The organism is Aliirhizobium cellulosilyticum (genome assembly GCF_014198105.1).
In the GTDB taxonomy this organism is placed as follows: Bacteria; Pseudomonadota; Alphaproteobacteria; order Rhizobiales; family Rhizobiaceae; genus Neorhizobium; species Neorhizobium cellulosilyticum.
The window spans coordinates 196,916-213,326 of record NZ_JACIGW010000006.1 but is presented as its reverse complement, the minus strand read 5'-3'; the positions used below and the strand labels follow the sequence as shown (position 1 = coordinate 213,326).

14 protein-coding genes are annotated in these 16,411 nt (G+C 59.8%); 3 read left to right on the top strand and 11 right to left on the bottom strand.

Going from position 1 to position 16,411, the window contains the following annotated elements:
* Positions 1-4: 4 nt before the first annotated feature.
* Both GGE33_RS22085 and GGE33_RS22080 read right to left on the bottom strand, forming a co-directional pair.
* On the bottom strand, positions 5-913 hold the full coding sequence (locus tag GGE33_RS22085) for a LysR family transcriptional regulator (protein WP_183828032.1): 909 nt from the start codon (positions 911-913) through the stop codon (positions 5-7).
* 55 nt (positions 914-968) lie between these two features.
* A complete protein-coding gene (locus GGE33_RS22080; protein ID WP_183828029.1) occupies positions 969-2,294 on the bottom strand; it encodes an NAD(P)/FAD-dependent oxidoreductase in 1,326 nt (441 codons plus the stop codon).
* Positions 2,295-2,524: 230 nt separating this feature from the next.
* On the opposite strand from GGE33_RS22080, the gene GGE33_RS22075 reads away from it, so the two are divergent.
* Positions 2,525-3,001, top strand: coding sequence for an Lrp/AsnC family transcriptional regulator (locus tag GGE33_RS22075; protein WP_112509010.1), 477 nt, complete (start codon positions 2,525-2,527; stop codon positions 2,999-3,001).
* 59 nt (positions 3,002-3,060) lie between these two features.
* On the opposite strand, the gene GGE33_RS22070 is transcribed toward GGE33_RS22075, so the two are convergent.
* The 7 genes from GGE33_RS22070 to GGE33_RS22040 form a co-directional block, all read right to left on the bottom strand.
* A complete protein-coding gene (locus tag GGE33_RS22070; protein ID WP_183828026.1) occupies positions 3,061-4,716 on the bottom strand; it encodes an ABC transporter ATP-binding protein in 1,656 nt (551 codons plus the stop codon).
* Positions 4,717-5,559, bottom strand: coding sequence for an ABC transporter permease (locus GGE33_RS22065; RefSeq protein ID WP_112509013.1), 843 nt, complete (start codon positions 5,557-5,559; stop codon positions 4,717-4,719). It abuts the gene before it with no gap.
* Position 5,560: 1 nt separating this feature from the next.
* Positions 5,561-6,511, bottom strand: coding sequence for an ABC transporter permease (locus tag GGE33_RS22060; protein ID WP_183828023.1), 951 nt, complete (start codon positions 6,509-6,511; stop codon positions 5,561-5,563).
* 121 nt (positions 6,512-6,632) lie between these two features.
* Positions 6,633-8,243, bottom strand: a complete 1,611-nt coding sequence (locus GGE33_RS22055) for an ABC transporter substrate-binding protein (protein WP_183828020.1) — start codon at positions 8,241-8,243, stop codon at positions 6,633-6,635.
* A 76-nt stretch (positions 8,244-8,319) separates the two neighbouring features.
* Positions 8,320-9,036: an HAD-IA family hydrolase gene (locus GGE33_RS22050; protein WP_183828017.1), complete on the bottom strand. Its 717-nt coding sequence runs from the start codon at positions 9,034-9,036 to the stop codon at positions 8,320-8,322.
* 237 nt (positions 9,037-9,273) lie between these two features.
* Positions 9,274-10,653 (bottom strand): aspartate aminotransferase family protein, encoded by a 1,380-nt coding sequence (locus GGE33_RS22045; RefSeq protein ID WP_183828014.1) that lies wholly within the window; start codon positions 10,651-10,653, stop codon positions 9,274-9,276.
* Positions 10,654-10,666: 13 nt separating this feature from the next.
* Positions 10,667-11,506, bottom strand: coding sequence for a GNAT family N-acetyltransferase (locus GGE33_RS22040; protein WP_183828012.1), 840 nt, complete (start codon positions 11,504-11,506; stop codon positions 10,667-10,669).
* Positions 11,507-11,841: 335 nt separating this feature from the next.
* Here GGE33_RS22040 and GGE33_RS22035 point away from each other — a divergent pair, with 335 nt between their 5' ends.
* Complete coding sequence (locus GGE33_RS22035; RefSeq protein WP_183828009.1) at positions 11,842-12,510, top strand: haloacid dehalogenase type II; 669 nt, start codon at positions 11,842-11,844, stop codon at positions 12,508-12,510.
* A 15-nt stretch (positions 12,511-12,525) separates the two neighbouring features.
* Positions 12,526-13,800 (top strand): NAD(P)/FAD-dependent oxidoreductase, encoded by a 1,275-nt coding sequence (locus GGE33_RS22030; RefSeq protein ID WP_183828006.1) that lies wholly within the window; start codon positions 12,526-12,528, stop codon positions 13,798-13,800.
* Between the two features lie 91 nt (positions 13,801-13,891).
* On the opposite strand, the gene GGE33_RS22025 is transcribed toward GGE33_RS22030, so the two are convergent.
* Both GGE33_RS22025 and GGE33_RS22020 read right to left on the bottom strand, forming a co-directional pair.
* Complete coding sequence (locus tag GGE33_RS22025; RefSeq protein ID WP_183828003.1) at positions 13,892-15,349, bottom strand: NAD-dependent succinate-semialdehyde dehydrogenase; 1,458 nt, start codon at positions 15,347-15,349, stop codon at positions 13,892-13,894.
* 20 nt (positions 15,350-15,369) lie between these two features.
* Positions 15,370-16,410 (bottom strand): tartrate dehydrogenase, encoded by a 1,041-nt coding sequence (locus tag GGE33_RS22020; RefSeq protein ID WP_183828001.1) that lies wholly within the window; start codon positions 16,408-16,410, stop codon positions 15,370-15,372.
* Position 16,411: the final 1 nt, after the last annotated feature.

Here is a 16,411-nt window from a genome sequence, read left to right as displayed (position 1 = left end):
GGCTCTAACGATTGAGATCTTCCGCCTTGGCCAAGACCGAGGCGCAGGCGTCGCGAATATTGTCGCGCATCGCCAGGTGGCTTCCCGTGAGCGGCCGGTCGCGGCTGGTGAGCAGCGCGATCGGCACCATCGCCTTGTGAGACAGCGGTTTGCGGATAAGGCCGGGAAACTGATCCCATGGAAGCAATCCATCGACCACGGCGACACCATAACCGTCACGGACAAAGGGCAGGGCAGTCAGCGAGATGTCGATCTCGATTGCCGGATTGAACATATGCTTTTCGGCCGCCGCCGCACTCAAAAGTATGCGGCCGGGATAGGTGCCGGCCCTGTAGGAGATCAGCGTTTCTTCCTGCAAGTCGGCGAAATTGATATGTTCGCGATCCGCCAGCCGGTGTCCTTCGGGCAGGATGCAGATCAGCTCGGTATGGCCGAGCGTCTCGACCTCGATGCCTGGTCTCGCCATGTTGTTCATCACAAGCCCGAGTGCGGCATCGCCGTTGCGGATCATGTCGACGACATTGACCAGCGGTGCGATGAGTGAGCGGATCACAACATCCGGATGGGCTTCGCGAAACGATGCGAGCGCCTTCGGCACGATCGACATGGCCGGTGGTGCGGAGGCCGCAACCCGGATGATGCCGGTGCGGCCGAAGCGCATGTCGGTCGTATGCCGCTTCAATGCGCCCAGTTCCGAGAAGATTCTCTCACATTCGGGATAAAGCTCCTCGGCCTCGCGGGTGGGGACCAGCTTGCCGCGAACTCGATTGAACAGCTTGAAGCCCAGCTGGTCTTCCGCATGAAGCAGGATCTGGCTGAGAGCGGGCTGCGATATGTTGAGCATGGCGGCGGCGCCGGTCACAGTCCCGCAGCGCATCAGCATGCAGAAAACTTCCAGTTGGCGTGCCTGCATGCGTTCTTCCGTGTCCGTTGGTGGCCAGTCTCAGCTTACATCAAAGGGTAATCAGTCAGAAGTCGGCGACCTTGCCCCATGAAGACCGCTCGAAGCGCTCGGGACGGTAAGGGACAGGATCAACGATGGGCTGCGCGCCGGTAATGATATCGGCGATCAGGCGGCCGGCGCCCGGACCAATGCCGAAGCCGTGGCCGCTGAAGCCCGCAGCAAGTACGAGGCCGGGAACGACTGCAGTCTCGCCGATGGCGGGTACGCCATCCGGCGTGGAATCGATATAGCCAGCCCATGCTGCCGTGACCGGCCGCCCCTTGAAGTCGGGCAGAAGTTCGGTGGCCCGCTCATGCGTCAGCTTGACCGTGTGGCGATCGACTACGGGATCGAGGATGCGCATCTCTTCCATCGGCGTCGGCCGATCGAGGCGCCACATCTTCAGGCTTTCATGGCCGCTGCGAATGCCTTCTAATCCACCGGGAGAGAGGCTGCGCCAGCGCCGCATGAACATGGGGAGAAACTGTGCCGAGAAACGCATGTTCTGCGCTGTCGGGTCGACACGGCCACGTCCGCTGATCGCCAGCGTGTGTCCGCCGTCGCCGCGGCGGGTAACCGATACCCGCGCCGTATGGAGAGCATCCGGAAGATCGCCCTGGCCCGGGCCGACGGAGAGGATGGATGAGCGGATTGAAGCCTGCGGGAAGCGGATGCCGAGCTGGCGGCAGAAGGACGAAGCCCATGCGCCGCCGGACAGGATCGCCACCTTCGTCCTGATCGTTCCGTGTTCGGTGACGACGGCCGAAAGCCTGCCGCCTTCCATCTCTATACCGCGGGCTGCGCAGTTCTGGTGTACGGAACTACCCAGCTTGATGATTGCACGGGCGACCGCGGGGGCGGCATTGGCGGGATCGGCCGTGCCGTCCGTGGGCGAAAATACGCCACCCTTCCATGAGCGGCCGGTCGCCTTTCCGCGTTCGCCGGCTGCAACGCTGTCCAGCATATGCGTGGTGACGCCTACGGTCCTTGCAAAATCCCGCCATCTGGCCCAGCCGGCGATCTCTTCCTCGTTGTCGCTCAGATAAAGGAGACCGCAGCGGCGGAAGCCCGTGTCTTCTCCCGTTTCTGCGGCAAAACGCTGCCACAGATCGAGGCTTTTCGTTGCCATCGGGAGTTCGCGGGCATCGCGGTTTTGCTGGCGGCACCAGCCCCAGTTGCGGCTCGATTGTTCGGCGCCGACAAAGCCCTTTTCAACCAGCGCAACCTTCAGGCCGCGCGTCGCCAGATAATAAGCGGTAAAGACACCGACAATGCCGGCGCCGATAACGACAGCGTCGGCAGACTGCGGGAGATCGTGGGACGTCGGGACGAGCGTGAGCGGCGCTGGCATGGCATTTCTTCTCCTTGTCGCCGCAAGCATAGCGAGACGAACCATCCATCGGTTACCGGACAGATGGCGCGGACGGCATTAAATGCTGCATGATCCGGAATAAGCAGATTTTCCTGCCGTAGCGCTTGCTGCACAATGGAATAGACAAGCGTCTTCATAGTGTTAAGCTGGTTTTCAGAAAACGGCAGAATAAAATGCTGCCGAGTGCTGGTCGCAAGGAGAGATCGCAGATGAAGCTCGACCGTATCGACATCAAGATTCTCTACGAACTCCAGAAGAATGGCCGCATCACCAATGTCGAGCTTGCCGAACTGGTCAATCTTTCCCCCAGCCCATGCCTGATGCGGGTGAAGAAATTGCAGCAGGAGGGCTATATCGACGGATATTCGGCCCAGATCAATATCGGCAAACTGGGCCAGACCCTGACCGTATTCACCGAGATTACGCTCAAGAACCATCGGCAGATCGACTTTGCCCGTTTCCTTGCGGCGGTCGAGAAAGTCGATCAGGTCATCGAATGCCATCTCGTTTCCGGCGGCTATGACTATCTGCTGAAATTCGTCACCGCCGGTATCGGCGAATACCAGACGATCATGGAACGCCTGACGGACATGGATATCGGCATCGACAAATATTTCAGCTTCGTGGTGCTGAAATCGCCGATCGTGAAGGCGCACATGCCGCTCACCAGCCTGTTCCTCGTTTAGCGCATTCCATTTTCTTGTCAGAGGGATCACCGGCATTCGCAATGCGGTGATCCTGGCGTTCAGGCATGTCCGTAAGCCTTCACCAGTTCGGGATCGCGTTCGAGGCTGTCGAGCCAATTGGGGTCCAGCTTGGGCACCGACGAAAAGAGCAGTTGCGAGTAGGGATGCTGCGGGACCTTGGAGATGGCCGGTGTGATCTGCTCGACTTTCTTTCCGCGATACATGACGACAATCTCGTCGCAGATGGCTTCCACCACCGACAGGTCGTGACTGATGAAGATGTAGGAAAGCGCAAGTTCGCGCTGCAATTCCTTTAGAAGATCAATGACCGCAGCGGCGACGACCGTATCGAGTGCCGAGGTGATCTCGTCGCAGAGGATGATCTTCGGCTCGGCGGCTAGCGCGCGTGCGAAATTGACGCGCTGTTTCTGGCCGCCGGAAAGTTCTGCCGGCGTTCTGCTGCGCAGTGCTTTCGGCAGATGCACCATGTCGAGCAATTGATCGATGCGGGTGCTGCGCTGGCTGCCCTTCATGCCGTGATAGAAGGTGAGGGGGCGGCCGAGAATGTCCTCGATCGATTTTGCCGGATTGAGAGATGTATCGGCGTGCTGGAAGACGATCTGCAATTCGCGAAGCTGCTCGCGGCTTCTCTGTCGTGCCGAGGGTGCCAGTTGGCGCCCGTCGAGGGTCAGTTTGCCGGATGAAGCTGGCAGGATGCCGGCGATCGAACGGGCAAGCGTGGATTTGCCGCAGCCCGATTCACCGATGATGCCAAGATTGCGTCCCTTTTGCACCGTGATGCTGGCTTCCTGAACGGCGCGCACCAGCGGCAATCCGTCTTCCTGAACCGGTCCATAACCTGCGGTCAGGGCATTGATCTCGAGCAGAGGTTTTGCTTCGGCAGCAAGGTCCAGCTGATCGCCACGTGGCTTGGGTTCGAAAGCGGACAGAAGTTCGCGCGTGTAGGGATGTTTGGCATCGTTGAGAATGGTTTCGGTGGAGCCGACTTCCTGCACTTCGCCATTGCGCAGTACGAGAATGCGGTCAGCGATCTGGGCGACGACAGCCAGATCGTGAGACACGTAGACACCGGCAATTCCGCTCTTCTTCATGACGGACTTGAAGGCGCGCAGAACCTCGATCTGGGTCGTCACATCCAATGCCGTCGTCGGCTCGTCGAAAATCACGAGTTTCGGATCGCTGATCAGCGCCATCGCGGCGGCGAGGCGCTGCAGCTGACCACCGGAAACCTGGTGGGGGTAACGTTCGCCGATCTGCTCCGGATTGGGCAGGGAGAGTGCCTTGAACAGAGAGATGGCCTTCTGCCTGGCCTCGGCCGGTGGCAGGAGCTTATGGATATGCGTGACCTCGACGACCTGATCGATGATGCGCTTGGTCGGATTGAAGGCAGCGGCGGCCGATTGCGGCACGTAGGATATTTCCCGACCCCGGATCATGGCCCGTTGCCGCTCGCTCAGCGTCACCATGTCCTTGCCGGCGACACGGATGCTGCCGCCGGATATGCGGCAGCCGGTGCGGGTATAGCCCATCAGGGTGAGGGCAATGGTGGTCTTGCCGGAGCCGCTTTCGCCGATCAGCGCGACGATCTCCCCCGGTGCTATATCGAGATCGACGCCTTTGATGATGTCCAGGCGGCGGCCGGAATCGGTTGTCGCTTCGACCTTCAGCCCGCGAATTTCTACGAGATTTTCCATTCACGCACTCCGGTCGCGGATCTTCTTGGGCAGGTTGTCGATCAGCAGGTTGACGCTGATCGTGAGGCTGGCAATCGCAAGCGAGGGCACGATGACAGCCGGTGCGCCGAAAGGCAGGCCGCTGATGTTTTCGTGAACAAGCGCACCCCAATCGGCATAGGGCGGCTGTACACCGAGGCCGAGGAAGGAGAGGCCGGACAGAAGCAGCGTGATGAAGACGAAACGAATGCCGAAATCCGCCAGCAACGGGCCGATGATGTTTGGCAGGATCTCGGAAAAGATGATGTAAAGGATGCTTTCGCCACGGGTACGCGCGACAGTGATGTAGTCCATCGTGTTGACGTTGACGGCAAGCGCGCGGGCAAAGCGATAGGCGCCGGGGGTGTAGATCACCGCCAGCATGACAATCAGGACATTGATCGAGGAACCGATCGCCGCAGCAACGACCAGGCCGGAAAGCTTGCTGGGAATGGAGTTTAGCGCATCGAGAAAGCGGCTGAGGATCGTGTCGAACCAGCCGCCGATGACGGCTGCGGCCATGCCAAGCGCGGTTCCGGTGAAGCAGGCGATGCAGACGGCTGCGAGCGAGATGCCGACGGTGTAACGCGCACCCATCATCAACCTGGAGAGCATGTCACGACCGAGATAATCGGAACCAAGAAGCAGCTTGCTGCTCATCGGGCCGAAATAATCCTCGTCGACGATTTCTCCGATCGGGTAGGGAATGATGTGCGGGGCCGCCAGTGCGATGACCGCCCAGAAGACGATGATCGCAAGCCCGACCATTCCGACCCAGCTGAAGCTGTAGCTGACTTTGCTCGAAAAGGGCGTGGATAGGGTCATGTCAGCGCAGCCTCGGATTGGCAAGAATGGCAACGATATCTGCAAGCGTGATCAGGGCGAGATAGCCGATGCAGAAGATGATGGCGCAGGATTGGATGAGCGGCAGGTCGCGGGTCGAGACACCATCTACCATCAGCTTGGCAACACCCGGATAGTTGAAGATGGTTTCGACGATGATGACGCCGCCGACGAGATAGGAAAGCGACAGCGCGATCGCGTTGGCGATGGGGCCGACCGCGTTGGGCAGCGCATGGTATAGCACGGCGCGCGGAGGCGAAGCGCCTTTCAGAAGGGCTGCTTCCACATAGGGCGTGTTGATCGTGTCGATGACGGCTGCGCGGGTCATGCGGATCATCTGTGCCGAGACGACGAAAGCAAGGGTAATGACCGGCATGGCATAGACTTTCAACACCTGCCAGAAGGAGGTCACCTCGTTGGCAAAGGAAAGTGCGGGCAGCCACTTCAGATAGACGGAAAAGACGAGGACCGCAGACGTGGCGATCATGAATTCGGGTACGGAGATCACGCCGATCGTCAGGATTGTGACGATGCGGTCATAGATGGAGCCGCGGAACATGGCCGAGGTGATGCCGAGCGTCAGGGCAACGGGTACGGCGATTAGCGTCGTGATGCCGGCAAGGCGCATCGTGTTGACGAAACGTCCGCCGATCAGATCCGCCACCGCGACATTGTTGACGTAAGACGTGCCGAGATCTCCCTGGGCCAGGCCGGCGAGCCAGCGGAAGAAACGGAACACGGCAGGTTCGTCGAGATGCATGGCGGCGCGAAGACCGGCCACGGCTTCGGGTGTTGCCGCCTGCCCCAGCAGGATGCTGGCGGTATCGCCGGGCAGCATGGCCGTTGCGAAAAACACCGCGAACGAGACGATCAGCAGCGTCAGACCTGCGATGAGAAGCCGGTGCACAATGAGATTGAGTACGAATGTCCTCAAGATCGGCTCCCTGGTTTTGAGAAGTTCCAATTGCCGGCATGCTCCCGTCTAGAGCGGAATATGCCGGAACATGCGGCACGAATGGCAGGAGACGGATGTCTCCTGCCATCATGCATGAGCCTCAGGCGTCGATCCAGACGTATTCGGCAAACGCGTAGCCCATCATGCCGCCAAGCGGGTTGGCCTGAAGGCCCTTCAGCTTTTCGGTGATTGCATCGACATTCGAGATGTAGACCGGAATGATCGTACCTGCCTCTTCGGCGATCATGATCTGCATCTGGCCGTAGATTTCCTTACGCTTGGCTTCATCAAGAAGGCCGCGTGCTTCGACCAGCATGCTGTCGAACTTTTCGGACTTGTACTGGCTTTCGTTCCACGGCGCATTGGACGCGTAGAGAAGCGAGAACAGGATATCCGGTGTCGGACGCGGATTTATGTTGCCGAAATGGATCGGCGCCTTCAGCCAGTAGTTCGACCAGTAGCCGTCGTTCGGAACACGCTGGACGTCGAGATTCATGCCGATTTCGGCAGCCGATTGCTGCACGATGGTCGCCATTTCGACGGCAGAGGTTGCTGCATCGGAGGTGATGACCGGGATCTTCTGCCCGAGCACGCCGGCTTTTTCGAAGTGGAACTTCGCCTTGTCCGGATCGAAGGCCTTCGGCTTGAGTTCCGCATTGTGATAGATGCTGGCCGGGGAAACCGGCTGGTCGTTGGCGACGTCGGCCAAGCCACGCAGAACCGACTTCTGGATCTGTTCGCGGTTGGTGATGTACTTCATGCCCTTGACGAAGTCGGCCTTGTCGCCCGGTGTCATGTCAAGACGGATATTCAGGTCGGTATAGTTACCGGATGTGGTCTTGGAGAGGACGAAGCCGGGCTGGCTTTCGACCAGACGCATGGAGCGCGGCTTGATCGAGGCGGCAAGATGGATGTCGCCGGAAAGAAGCGCATTCACGCGGGCATTGTCGTCCGAGATAGCAAAGAATTCGAACGAGTCCACATGAGCGCCGCCCGACTTGAAGTAGTTCGGGTTCTTGGCGAAAATCGACTTCACGCCCGGTTCGAAAGTCTCGAGCTTGAAGGCGCCGGTGCCGATGCCCTTGGAGAAATCGGTCGTGCCGTCCTGGACGATCATGAAATGGTGCATCGACAGGATGGTCGGAAGGTCGGCATTGGGGTTGGCGAGTGTGATCTCGACCGTTGTCGGGTCAACCGCCTTGACGTCGGTGATCTGCTTGGCGATCGCGTTGACCTTGGAGCCCACGGCCGGATCAAGGTGACGCTTCAGCGAGAAGACGACGTCAGCGGAGGTGAGCGACTTGCCGTCATGGAAGGTAACGCCCGAGCGTAGCTTGACGGTCCAGGTCTTGGCATCTGCGCTTTCGACCTTCTCGGCAAGTTCCATCTGCACGAGGCCGGCCTGATCGAGGAAGGTGAGACGGTTGTAAAGCGCGCAGCAGCGGACGTAATCGGTGGAAAGAGAGGCTTTCGCCGGGTCGAGCGTGTCGGCTGTCGAGGACGACCAGCCGGCCGCTTTGAGGTTGCCGCCGCTCTTCGGGGTGGCAGCGAGGGCATCGGATGCCCGGCCGAGGATCATGCCTCCGGCGGACATTGCGACGCCGCCTGCAAGCATCATGCTGAGCAATTCGCGCCGTGTGGCTCCGCGGCGAATGGCATTCTCGACCATTGCGTCGTCTGACGCGGTCCAATTGGTGATCCTGTTATGCATGTCATTCCCCTTTTCACCGTTGGCGGACGGCCGGTCTTCAGCCGGCTTGGCCCGATGTTACGAAGATCGTTGATGGTCAGTTCTCGTTGGCAATCCTCACGGCTTCGGCCAGTTCGACCATCGAAGTGAAGTGGTAGTCAGGCTTGGTGAATTCGGCAGGCTCGATAGTGCCGCCATAACCTTTCTGGGCATGCCGGCGCTGGATCCAGCAATTGGTCATGCCGAGCTGACGGGAGATGCCGATGTCATGATATTGGCTCTGGGCGACGTGGAGGATGTCGTCCTTGCTTGCGCCCTCTGAGGAGACGAAGTCGAAGACCTGATGGAAGAAGGCCGGATCGGGTTTCTCGGTGCCGGTATCATCGGCTGTGAAGGCGGCATGAAATGGATTGCCGAGTTCTTTGGAGAAAAACTCGAATGCCCAGCGACGCGCATTGGTCATCGCGATCAGGCGATAATGCTGCTTCAAGTCGGCCAGGGCCTTTACGCTGTCCGGGAAGGCCTTCCAGCTCTTTGCGGAGTCGCGCAGGCGTTCGCCATAGGCCTTTTCTGCAGGCAGGCCGAGTTTCGGCGCGATCAGGAGGTAAACGCGAACAAGATCATCCGGGAAAAGGTCTGTCGCGTCCGAATAGCGGGCTGCGCGGTAGAGCGCCAGCGCTTCCTCGCCATCGACCTCTACACCGCTTTCGGTACCTATTTCCTTGAGACAGGAGGTCAATCCGCCTTCAAAATCGATCAGCGTGCCAACGACGTCGAAGGACAGATATTTGAATGTTGTCAGAGATTTCGTCACGTTAGCATCCCGTTTTATGGGCAATTGGCGCGCTGTGCAGCCGAGTGCCAAAGATTATGCTGTTCCGTGCCCTGTTGTTTTTCCCCTTCCTTGGCAGGTTTTATGGGGTTTTGGGCTTTTGTTAGATTGAAGTTTGACAGTTCGGCCCCGCCATTTTCTCCGAATTGGCGGGGTAGTGCGGCACATAATTCTGAAATTTGCCGGTTGGCGGTATAAGGCCCGGTACGTTATCCAGGCTCAATCCTTCATGGCGCGGCGGACATCAGGATCATCCAGCGTCTGATCGAGGGTCTTTGCGGTACGCTCGATGATCGCATCGATCTCGTCATCCGTGCAGCAGAGCGGTGGAGCATAACCGAGAACGCCATTGGCGAAGGCGCGGATCACAAGGCCATTATCCCAGGCGCGGTCGAAGACCCGCCGTGCCGGAGCCGCCTCTACGGGAAGCGGGGTCTTGGCGACCTTGTCGGTCACGAGTTCGACGGCGGCCAGCATGCCGCGTCCGCGAATATCCCCGACCAGCGGATGATCTCTGAGGCCTTCGAGGCCGGCCATCAGCCGTGCGCCAGCTTTGACGCCGTTTTCCAGCAGGCCGCCTTCTTCGTAGAGTTTCAGGACTTCGAGACCGACTGCTGCACTGACCGGATGAGCCGAATATGTGTAGCCGTGGCCGACTGCCGAGGCACCCGCACCATCGGCGATCACCTGATAGACGTGGTCCGCCATGAACACGGCGCCCATGGGAACGTATCCGGATGTCAGGCCCTTGGCAGTCGTCATGAAATCGGGAACGATTTCGTCTTCGGTGCAGGCGAAGAGCGGCCCGGTGCGACCGAAGCCGGTTATGACTTCATCTGCGACGAACAGGATGCCGTATTCCTTGCAGAGATTGCGCATTGCCTTCAGCCAGCCCTTGGGCGGCACGATGACGCCGCCGGAGCCCTGGATAGGCTCGGCATAGAATGCCGCAACCCGATCCGGACCGATCGTCTCGATCTTGTCCTTCAACTGGGCAAGCGAAGCATCGATGATCGCCTGAGGATCCTGGCCGACAGGATTGCGGTAGGGATAGGGCGACGGGATCTTGTGCTGCCATTCGAAGGGAATGCCGAAGCCTGTGTGGAAGTTGGCAAGCGCTGTCAGGCCGGCGCCGACCGTCGAGGAGCCATGATAACCTTGTTCGATGGAGATGAACTGGTCACGCTGCGGCTGACCTCTGGCAATCCAGTAGTAGCGGATGAAGCGGATTGTGCTGTCGATGGCATCAGAACCGCCAAGCGTGAAATAGATATGCTTAAGATCGCCGGGCGCGCGATCGGCCAGTTCCGCAGCGAGGCGGATGGGGGCTTCTGAACCCAGTCCGAAATAGGCTGTCGCATAGGGCAGTTCACGCATCTGGCGCGCCGCGGCTTCGACGATCGAGTCATGTCCGTAACCGGCATTGACGCACCAGAGTCCGGCAAACCCGTCGATCAGCTGATGACCGCGGGCATCCGTGACAGTCGCGCCCTTGGCAGATGCAAGCACCCGCACGCCCTGCTGTTCATGGCCGCGATAGGATGCGACCGGATGGACCAGATGGGCGCGATCGAGTTCGATGAGCGAATTACTGAGCATGATGTTCTCCGGATCAGCCAAGGGCCTGATTGGCAAGGGCAAAGGTTGTCGCCGTAGAGGCGGCGGATTGAATGGAATGAGGCCGCGACATGGCGATGCCGCCGCCGACATGGGAAAGAGCGTGCTCCGAAAGCCAGGGAGCGAGGCCGGCAGCAGCGATGGTATCAACTCGAACGAAACTGCCGATCCGCTGAGCCAGGAAATGAGACACCAGTGATTGCGCGTCCTCAAGATTGCCGGTGACCACCGGTCCGATGACCTCGCCGCGACCGAAAACACGGATGCAGGCAAAGCCGGTGATTTCACTGTCATTGCGGATGACGGCAAACTCGCCGATCTCGAAGAGCTTGCGCATGAGCGATGTGCGGTCTGCGCCAAAGGCCTGTCTGTCGAGTGCAGTTATCGCGGGCAGGTCATCAGCGGTTACGGCCTGCGTATTGGCTGAAGATCGTGCCGAGGCGACAATCCCCTGGTGCTGGAGGATCGCGCCGGTTTGCCCAAAGCCGAGCTTTTCATAAAGAGGAAGCCCGTCGCTGGTGGCGATCAGGCGAAGAGGCCGTGCGCCACCGATAGCCAAGGCCGCATCCATCAGCCGGCGCCCGAGGCCGCGGCCGCGCATGGCGGAGTCGACGATGACCATATTGATCGTCGCACAATCCGAACCATAGGGCGTGACGAGAGCTGTGCCGACCACGTTGCCGTTCTCTTCTACAGCAACCACGCCCTCGCTCAATTGCTGGGCGACCAGCCAGTCTTCTGGACGGTGCGGCCAGCCGGCCTCCTGCGAGAGACGAACGGCCGACGCAAGGTGTTCGGCGGCAAAGGCCCTGATCTCGATGTCACCCATCTGCATGGACGATGCTCCCTTTTCTGCATTCGAGTTTCGGGGGGAATAGGCCGGACTATTATCCAAAGGCGGCGGCTGTAACGATATCTTCCGCCAAAGCGGCGGCTCGTTGCCGCATCTTATGCCGCGCGTTGATCTTGCCGCTGCGTTTCAGGGTGGTTTTGGCCGGGCCTCAGGCCTGGTTTCTGCAAGCAAATGCCAAAGCGGCGGCAGGATACGGAACTTTCTGCTTCGAAAGAGGGGAAATCAGTCGGCAGACGCGCGGGAAGCAGTTCTATTATCGATCATCACCCGAAAGGCCAGCCAGGCCTTCCCAAAGGCCCCATGCAAGGATGAAGCGCATGACCACCTTCCGCCCGAAATACATCACCTTCGATTGCCATGGTACCCTGATCAACTTCCAGATGGCCGAAGCGGCGCGCGACCTTTATGGCGACCGTCTCGATGAGCCGGCCATGCTGGAGTTCATCAAAAATTTTGCAGGTTATCGGTTCGATGAGATCATGGGCGCCTGGAAGCCCTATGCCGAGGTTGTCTACAACTCGCTGGAACGGTCATGCAAGCGCAATGGCGTGACCTTCACGGACGAGGATGCCAAGATGGTCTATGAGCGCGTCCCGACGTGGGGGCCGCATGCGGATGTGCCGGCAGGGCTTGCCAAGGTTGCCAAGGAAATTCCGCTGGTCATTCTCTCCAACGCCATGAACGACCAGATCCCTTCCAACGTCGCCAAGCTCGGTGCTCCATTCCATGCCGTTTATACGGCCGAACAGGCCAATGCCTACAAGCCGCGCTTCCAGGCCTTCGAATATATGTTCGACATGCTCGGCTGCGGCCCGGAATATATTCTCCATTGCTCCTCTTCCTTCCGCTACGATCTGATGTCGGCCCATGATCTCGGCATCAAGAACAAGGTCTGGGTCAATCGTCGCCATGAGCCGGCCAACCCCTATTACGGCTATACGGAAATCGCCGATATCTCCGGCCTGGCCGGCGTTGTCGGGCTCTAGGAAGGGCCGAGGCTGATGAAATACGTCTCTTATTGGCATGATACGGCATCCCGCTTCGCGGGAGCCGTTCAGGGACCTGTCGAGGGTCATTACGACGTTGCCGTCATCGGCGGAGGATTTACGGGACTTGGCGCTGCGCGGCAGCTTGCGATGGCGGGCGCCAAGGTCGTCGTACTCGAGCGAGATACCGTCGGTTTCGGTGCTTCGGGACGCAATGGCGGCCATCTGAACAATGGCCTGGCGCATAGTTATCTTGCCGCCAAGCAAGAACTGGGCAAGGAGCGGGCGATTGCGCTTTACAAGGCGCTCGACGATTCCATCGACACGCTCGAGGCAATCATTGCCGAGGAAGGCATAGACTGCAATTTTCGTCGTGCGGGCAAGTTGAAGCTCGCTTCCAAGCCGCAGCATTTCGCAGGACTGGCGAAGAACTTCGAGGCCGTGCATGCGGAGGTCGATCCGGATACGGCACTTCTGTCTCCCACTGATCTGAAAAGTGAAGTCGGCTCACCCTTCCATGGCGCAATGCTGTCAAAGAAAAGCGCCATGATGCATATGGGGCGCTATGCCGTGGGCCTTGCCGAGGCCGCGGCGGGACGCGGTGCAACGATCGTCGAAAATGCCCTGGTGACGGAGCATTCGCAGGCCGGTGGGCGTCATATCCTCAAAACCGCAAAGGGTGTCGTGACGGCTGACAACGTGCTTGTGGCGACAGGTGCCTACACGACGCCAAACTTCGGCTATTTCCGCCGCCGCATCATGGCGGTCGGCAGTTTCATCATCGCGACACGGCCGCTCACCGATGCGGAAGTGGCTGCCACCATGCCCGGTAACCGCACCTGCGTGAACACGATGAACATCGGCAATTACTGGCGCTTGTCGCCGGATAACCGGCTGATCTTCGGTGGCAGGGCGCGATTTTCCGCCACATCCGATCAGCGTTCGGACGCCAAGAGCGGGGAAATCCTGCGCGAAAGCCTGGGCAAGATCTTTCCGCAGCTGGCGAAGGTCGAAATCGACTATTGCTGGGGCGGTCTCGTCGATGTCACCAAGGACCGTTATCCGCGTGCCGGTTACCATGACGGCCTGTGGTACGCGATGGGCTATTCGGGCCATGGCGCCCAGCTTTCCACTCATCTCGGCATGGCGATGGCTGACGCGATCCTTGGCAGACCGGACAGAAACCCGGTGAAGGATCTCGATTGGCCGGCCGTGCCCGGTCACTTTGGCAAGCCCTGGTTCCTGCCGTTTGTCGGCCTGTATTTCAAGATGCTCGACAAGATCCAGTAGGCCAACGCTGGTTCCGTCATCAGTCGTGAAAACAAAAAAGAGTGGGGTTGCGTGCAACTCCACTCTTTTTCGTGACACCTTGAGGTCGGGCTCAGGCGAGCCCGCCAACATGGAAGGTCTTCACTTCCAGATATTCATCGATACCGAGCTGTGATCCCTCACGACCGAGGCCGGATTGCTTGACGCCGCCGAATGGGGCGACCTCCGTCGATATCGCGCCGGTATTCAATCCGACCATGCCGAATTCGAGCGCCTCGCCGACCCGCCATGCCCGCCGGAGACTTTCGGTGTAGAAATAGGCGGCGAGACCGAAGGGCGTGCCATTGGCAATGGCGATCGCCTCGTCTTCCGTCTCGAAGCGGAAGAGGGGAGCAACGGGGCCGAAGGTCTCTTCGTTTGCAAGCTGCATGTCCGTCGTTGCGCCGGTCAATACGATAGGAGCGGTATACTGCCCGCCTGTCGGCAGTTCAGGCTTGTCGGAGATGATCTTAGCGCCCTTGGCGAGTGCGTCTTCAACGTGGCGGTTGATCTTGGCGATGGCGGCCTGGTTGATCATCGGGCCGATCGAAACGCCTTTCTCCGTGCCGGGGCCGACCTTCATGGCATTGACCCGTGCCGTGAGTTTTTCGGCGAAACGCTCGTAGACGCCGGACTGTACCAGGATCCTGTTGGCGCAGACGCAGGTCTGCCCGCCATTGCGGAATTTCGAGATGATCGCGCCTTCGACGGCAAGATCGAGATCGGCATCGTCGAACACGATGAAAGGCGCGTTGCCGCCGAGCTCCAGAGACAGGCGTTTGACGCTGTCGGCAGCGCCGCGCATCAGGAGCGAGCCAACAGGGGTGGAGCCGGTAAAGGAGATCTTGCGCACAGTCTGATTGGCCATGATCTCGTTGCCGATTTCCTTCGGCATGCCGGTAACGATATTGACCACGCCGGCCGGAATTCCCGCCATTTCGGCGAGCACGCCCAGCGCCAGCGCTGAGTAGGGAGTGAATTCGGATGGTTTTACGACGACCGTGCAGCCGGCGGCGAGCGCCGGGGCAATCTTGCGGGTAATCATCGCATTCGGGAAATTCCACGGCGTGATGATGCCGCAGACACCGACCGGCTCCTTCAGCACGATGATGCGGCGATCCGGCGTCGGCGACGGGATGGTCTGGCCGCCGATGCGGCGGGCCTCTTCCGCGAACCATTTGACGAAGGATGCGCCGTAGCGGATTTCGCCGCGCGCCTCATCGAGAGGTTTGCCCTGTTCGGTGGTGAGGATCAGTGCCAGATCCTCGATATGCTCGATCATCAGGCCATACCAGGCTTCGAGCAGCGCTGCGCGCTCGGCATGGGTTTTCTTCTTCCATGCCGGATAGGCCTTGTTGGCCGCTTCGATCGCCGCACGCGTCTCGTCACCGCCCATATCCGGAACAGTGCCTATGACCGTCTGGCTGGCCGGGTCGGTGACGTCAACCGTCTTGCCTGATCGGGCAGAGACCCATGTTCCGCCGATCAGGCCTTCCTGCCGAAACAGGGACGAGAGGTTCAAATTCTGCATTGGTCCGGTCCTCGGTAATGTTAGATCGCGGCAAGCAGCGCGCTGGTGATGGCGTCCGTCCGGTCCTTGCCGGGGACGCTACCGATGCCGCTTGCGGTGGTAGCCTCGACCGCCTTCATGATCGTGGTGGCGGCTTCCTTTTCTCCCAAATGGTCGAGCATCATGGCGCCGGACCAGACCGTGGCGATCGGATTGGCGATGCCGAGATGGGCGATATCGGGAGCGGAGCCGTGTACCGGCTCGAACATCGACGGGGCGTTGCGCTCGGGATTGATATTGGCGGAAGCGGCGAAGCCAAGCCCGCCCTGGATGGCAGCGCCAAGATCGGTCAGGATATCGCCGAACAGGTTGGAGGCAACCACGACGTCGAGGCTTTCAGGGGCCATCACCATGCGTGCTGCCATGGCGTCGATATGATAGCTGGTGACCTCGACATCCGGATATTCGGCGGAAAGCTCTCTCGTCACGTCGTCCCAGAACACCATCGAATATTTCTGGGCGTTCGATTTGGTGACGGATGCAAGCTTGCCGCGACGGCTGCGTGCCTGTTCGAAGGCAAAACGAAGGATACGCTCCACGCCTCTGCGGGTGAAGATCGAGGTCTCGACGGCGACTTCGTCGGAACTGCCCTGGTGGATGCGTCCGCCGGCGCCCGAATATTCGCCCTCGGTATTCTCGCGGATGCATAGGATATCGAATTGCGTCGCCTTGAGCGGGCCTTCAACGCCCGGCAGCAGGCGATGCGGGCGGATATTGGCAAATTGCACGAAGCTCTTGCGGATCGGCAGAAGCAGTCCGTGCAGCGAAACCGAATCCGGAACCTCTGCCGGCCAACCGACAGCGCCGAGCAGGATCGCGTCGAAGCCGCGCAGGATCTCGATGCCATTGGCCGGCATCATCGCACCGGTCTCCTTGTAGAAGGCGCAGGACCAGGGGAACTCGGTGCCCTTCAGCTCAAATCCGTATTTGCCGGCGGCCTTTTGCAGCACCGACCAGGCGGCCGCGGTCATGTCGCGGCCGATACCGTCACCGGGGATCAGGGCTATCGTGTGTGTGTTCATG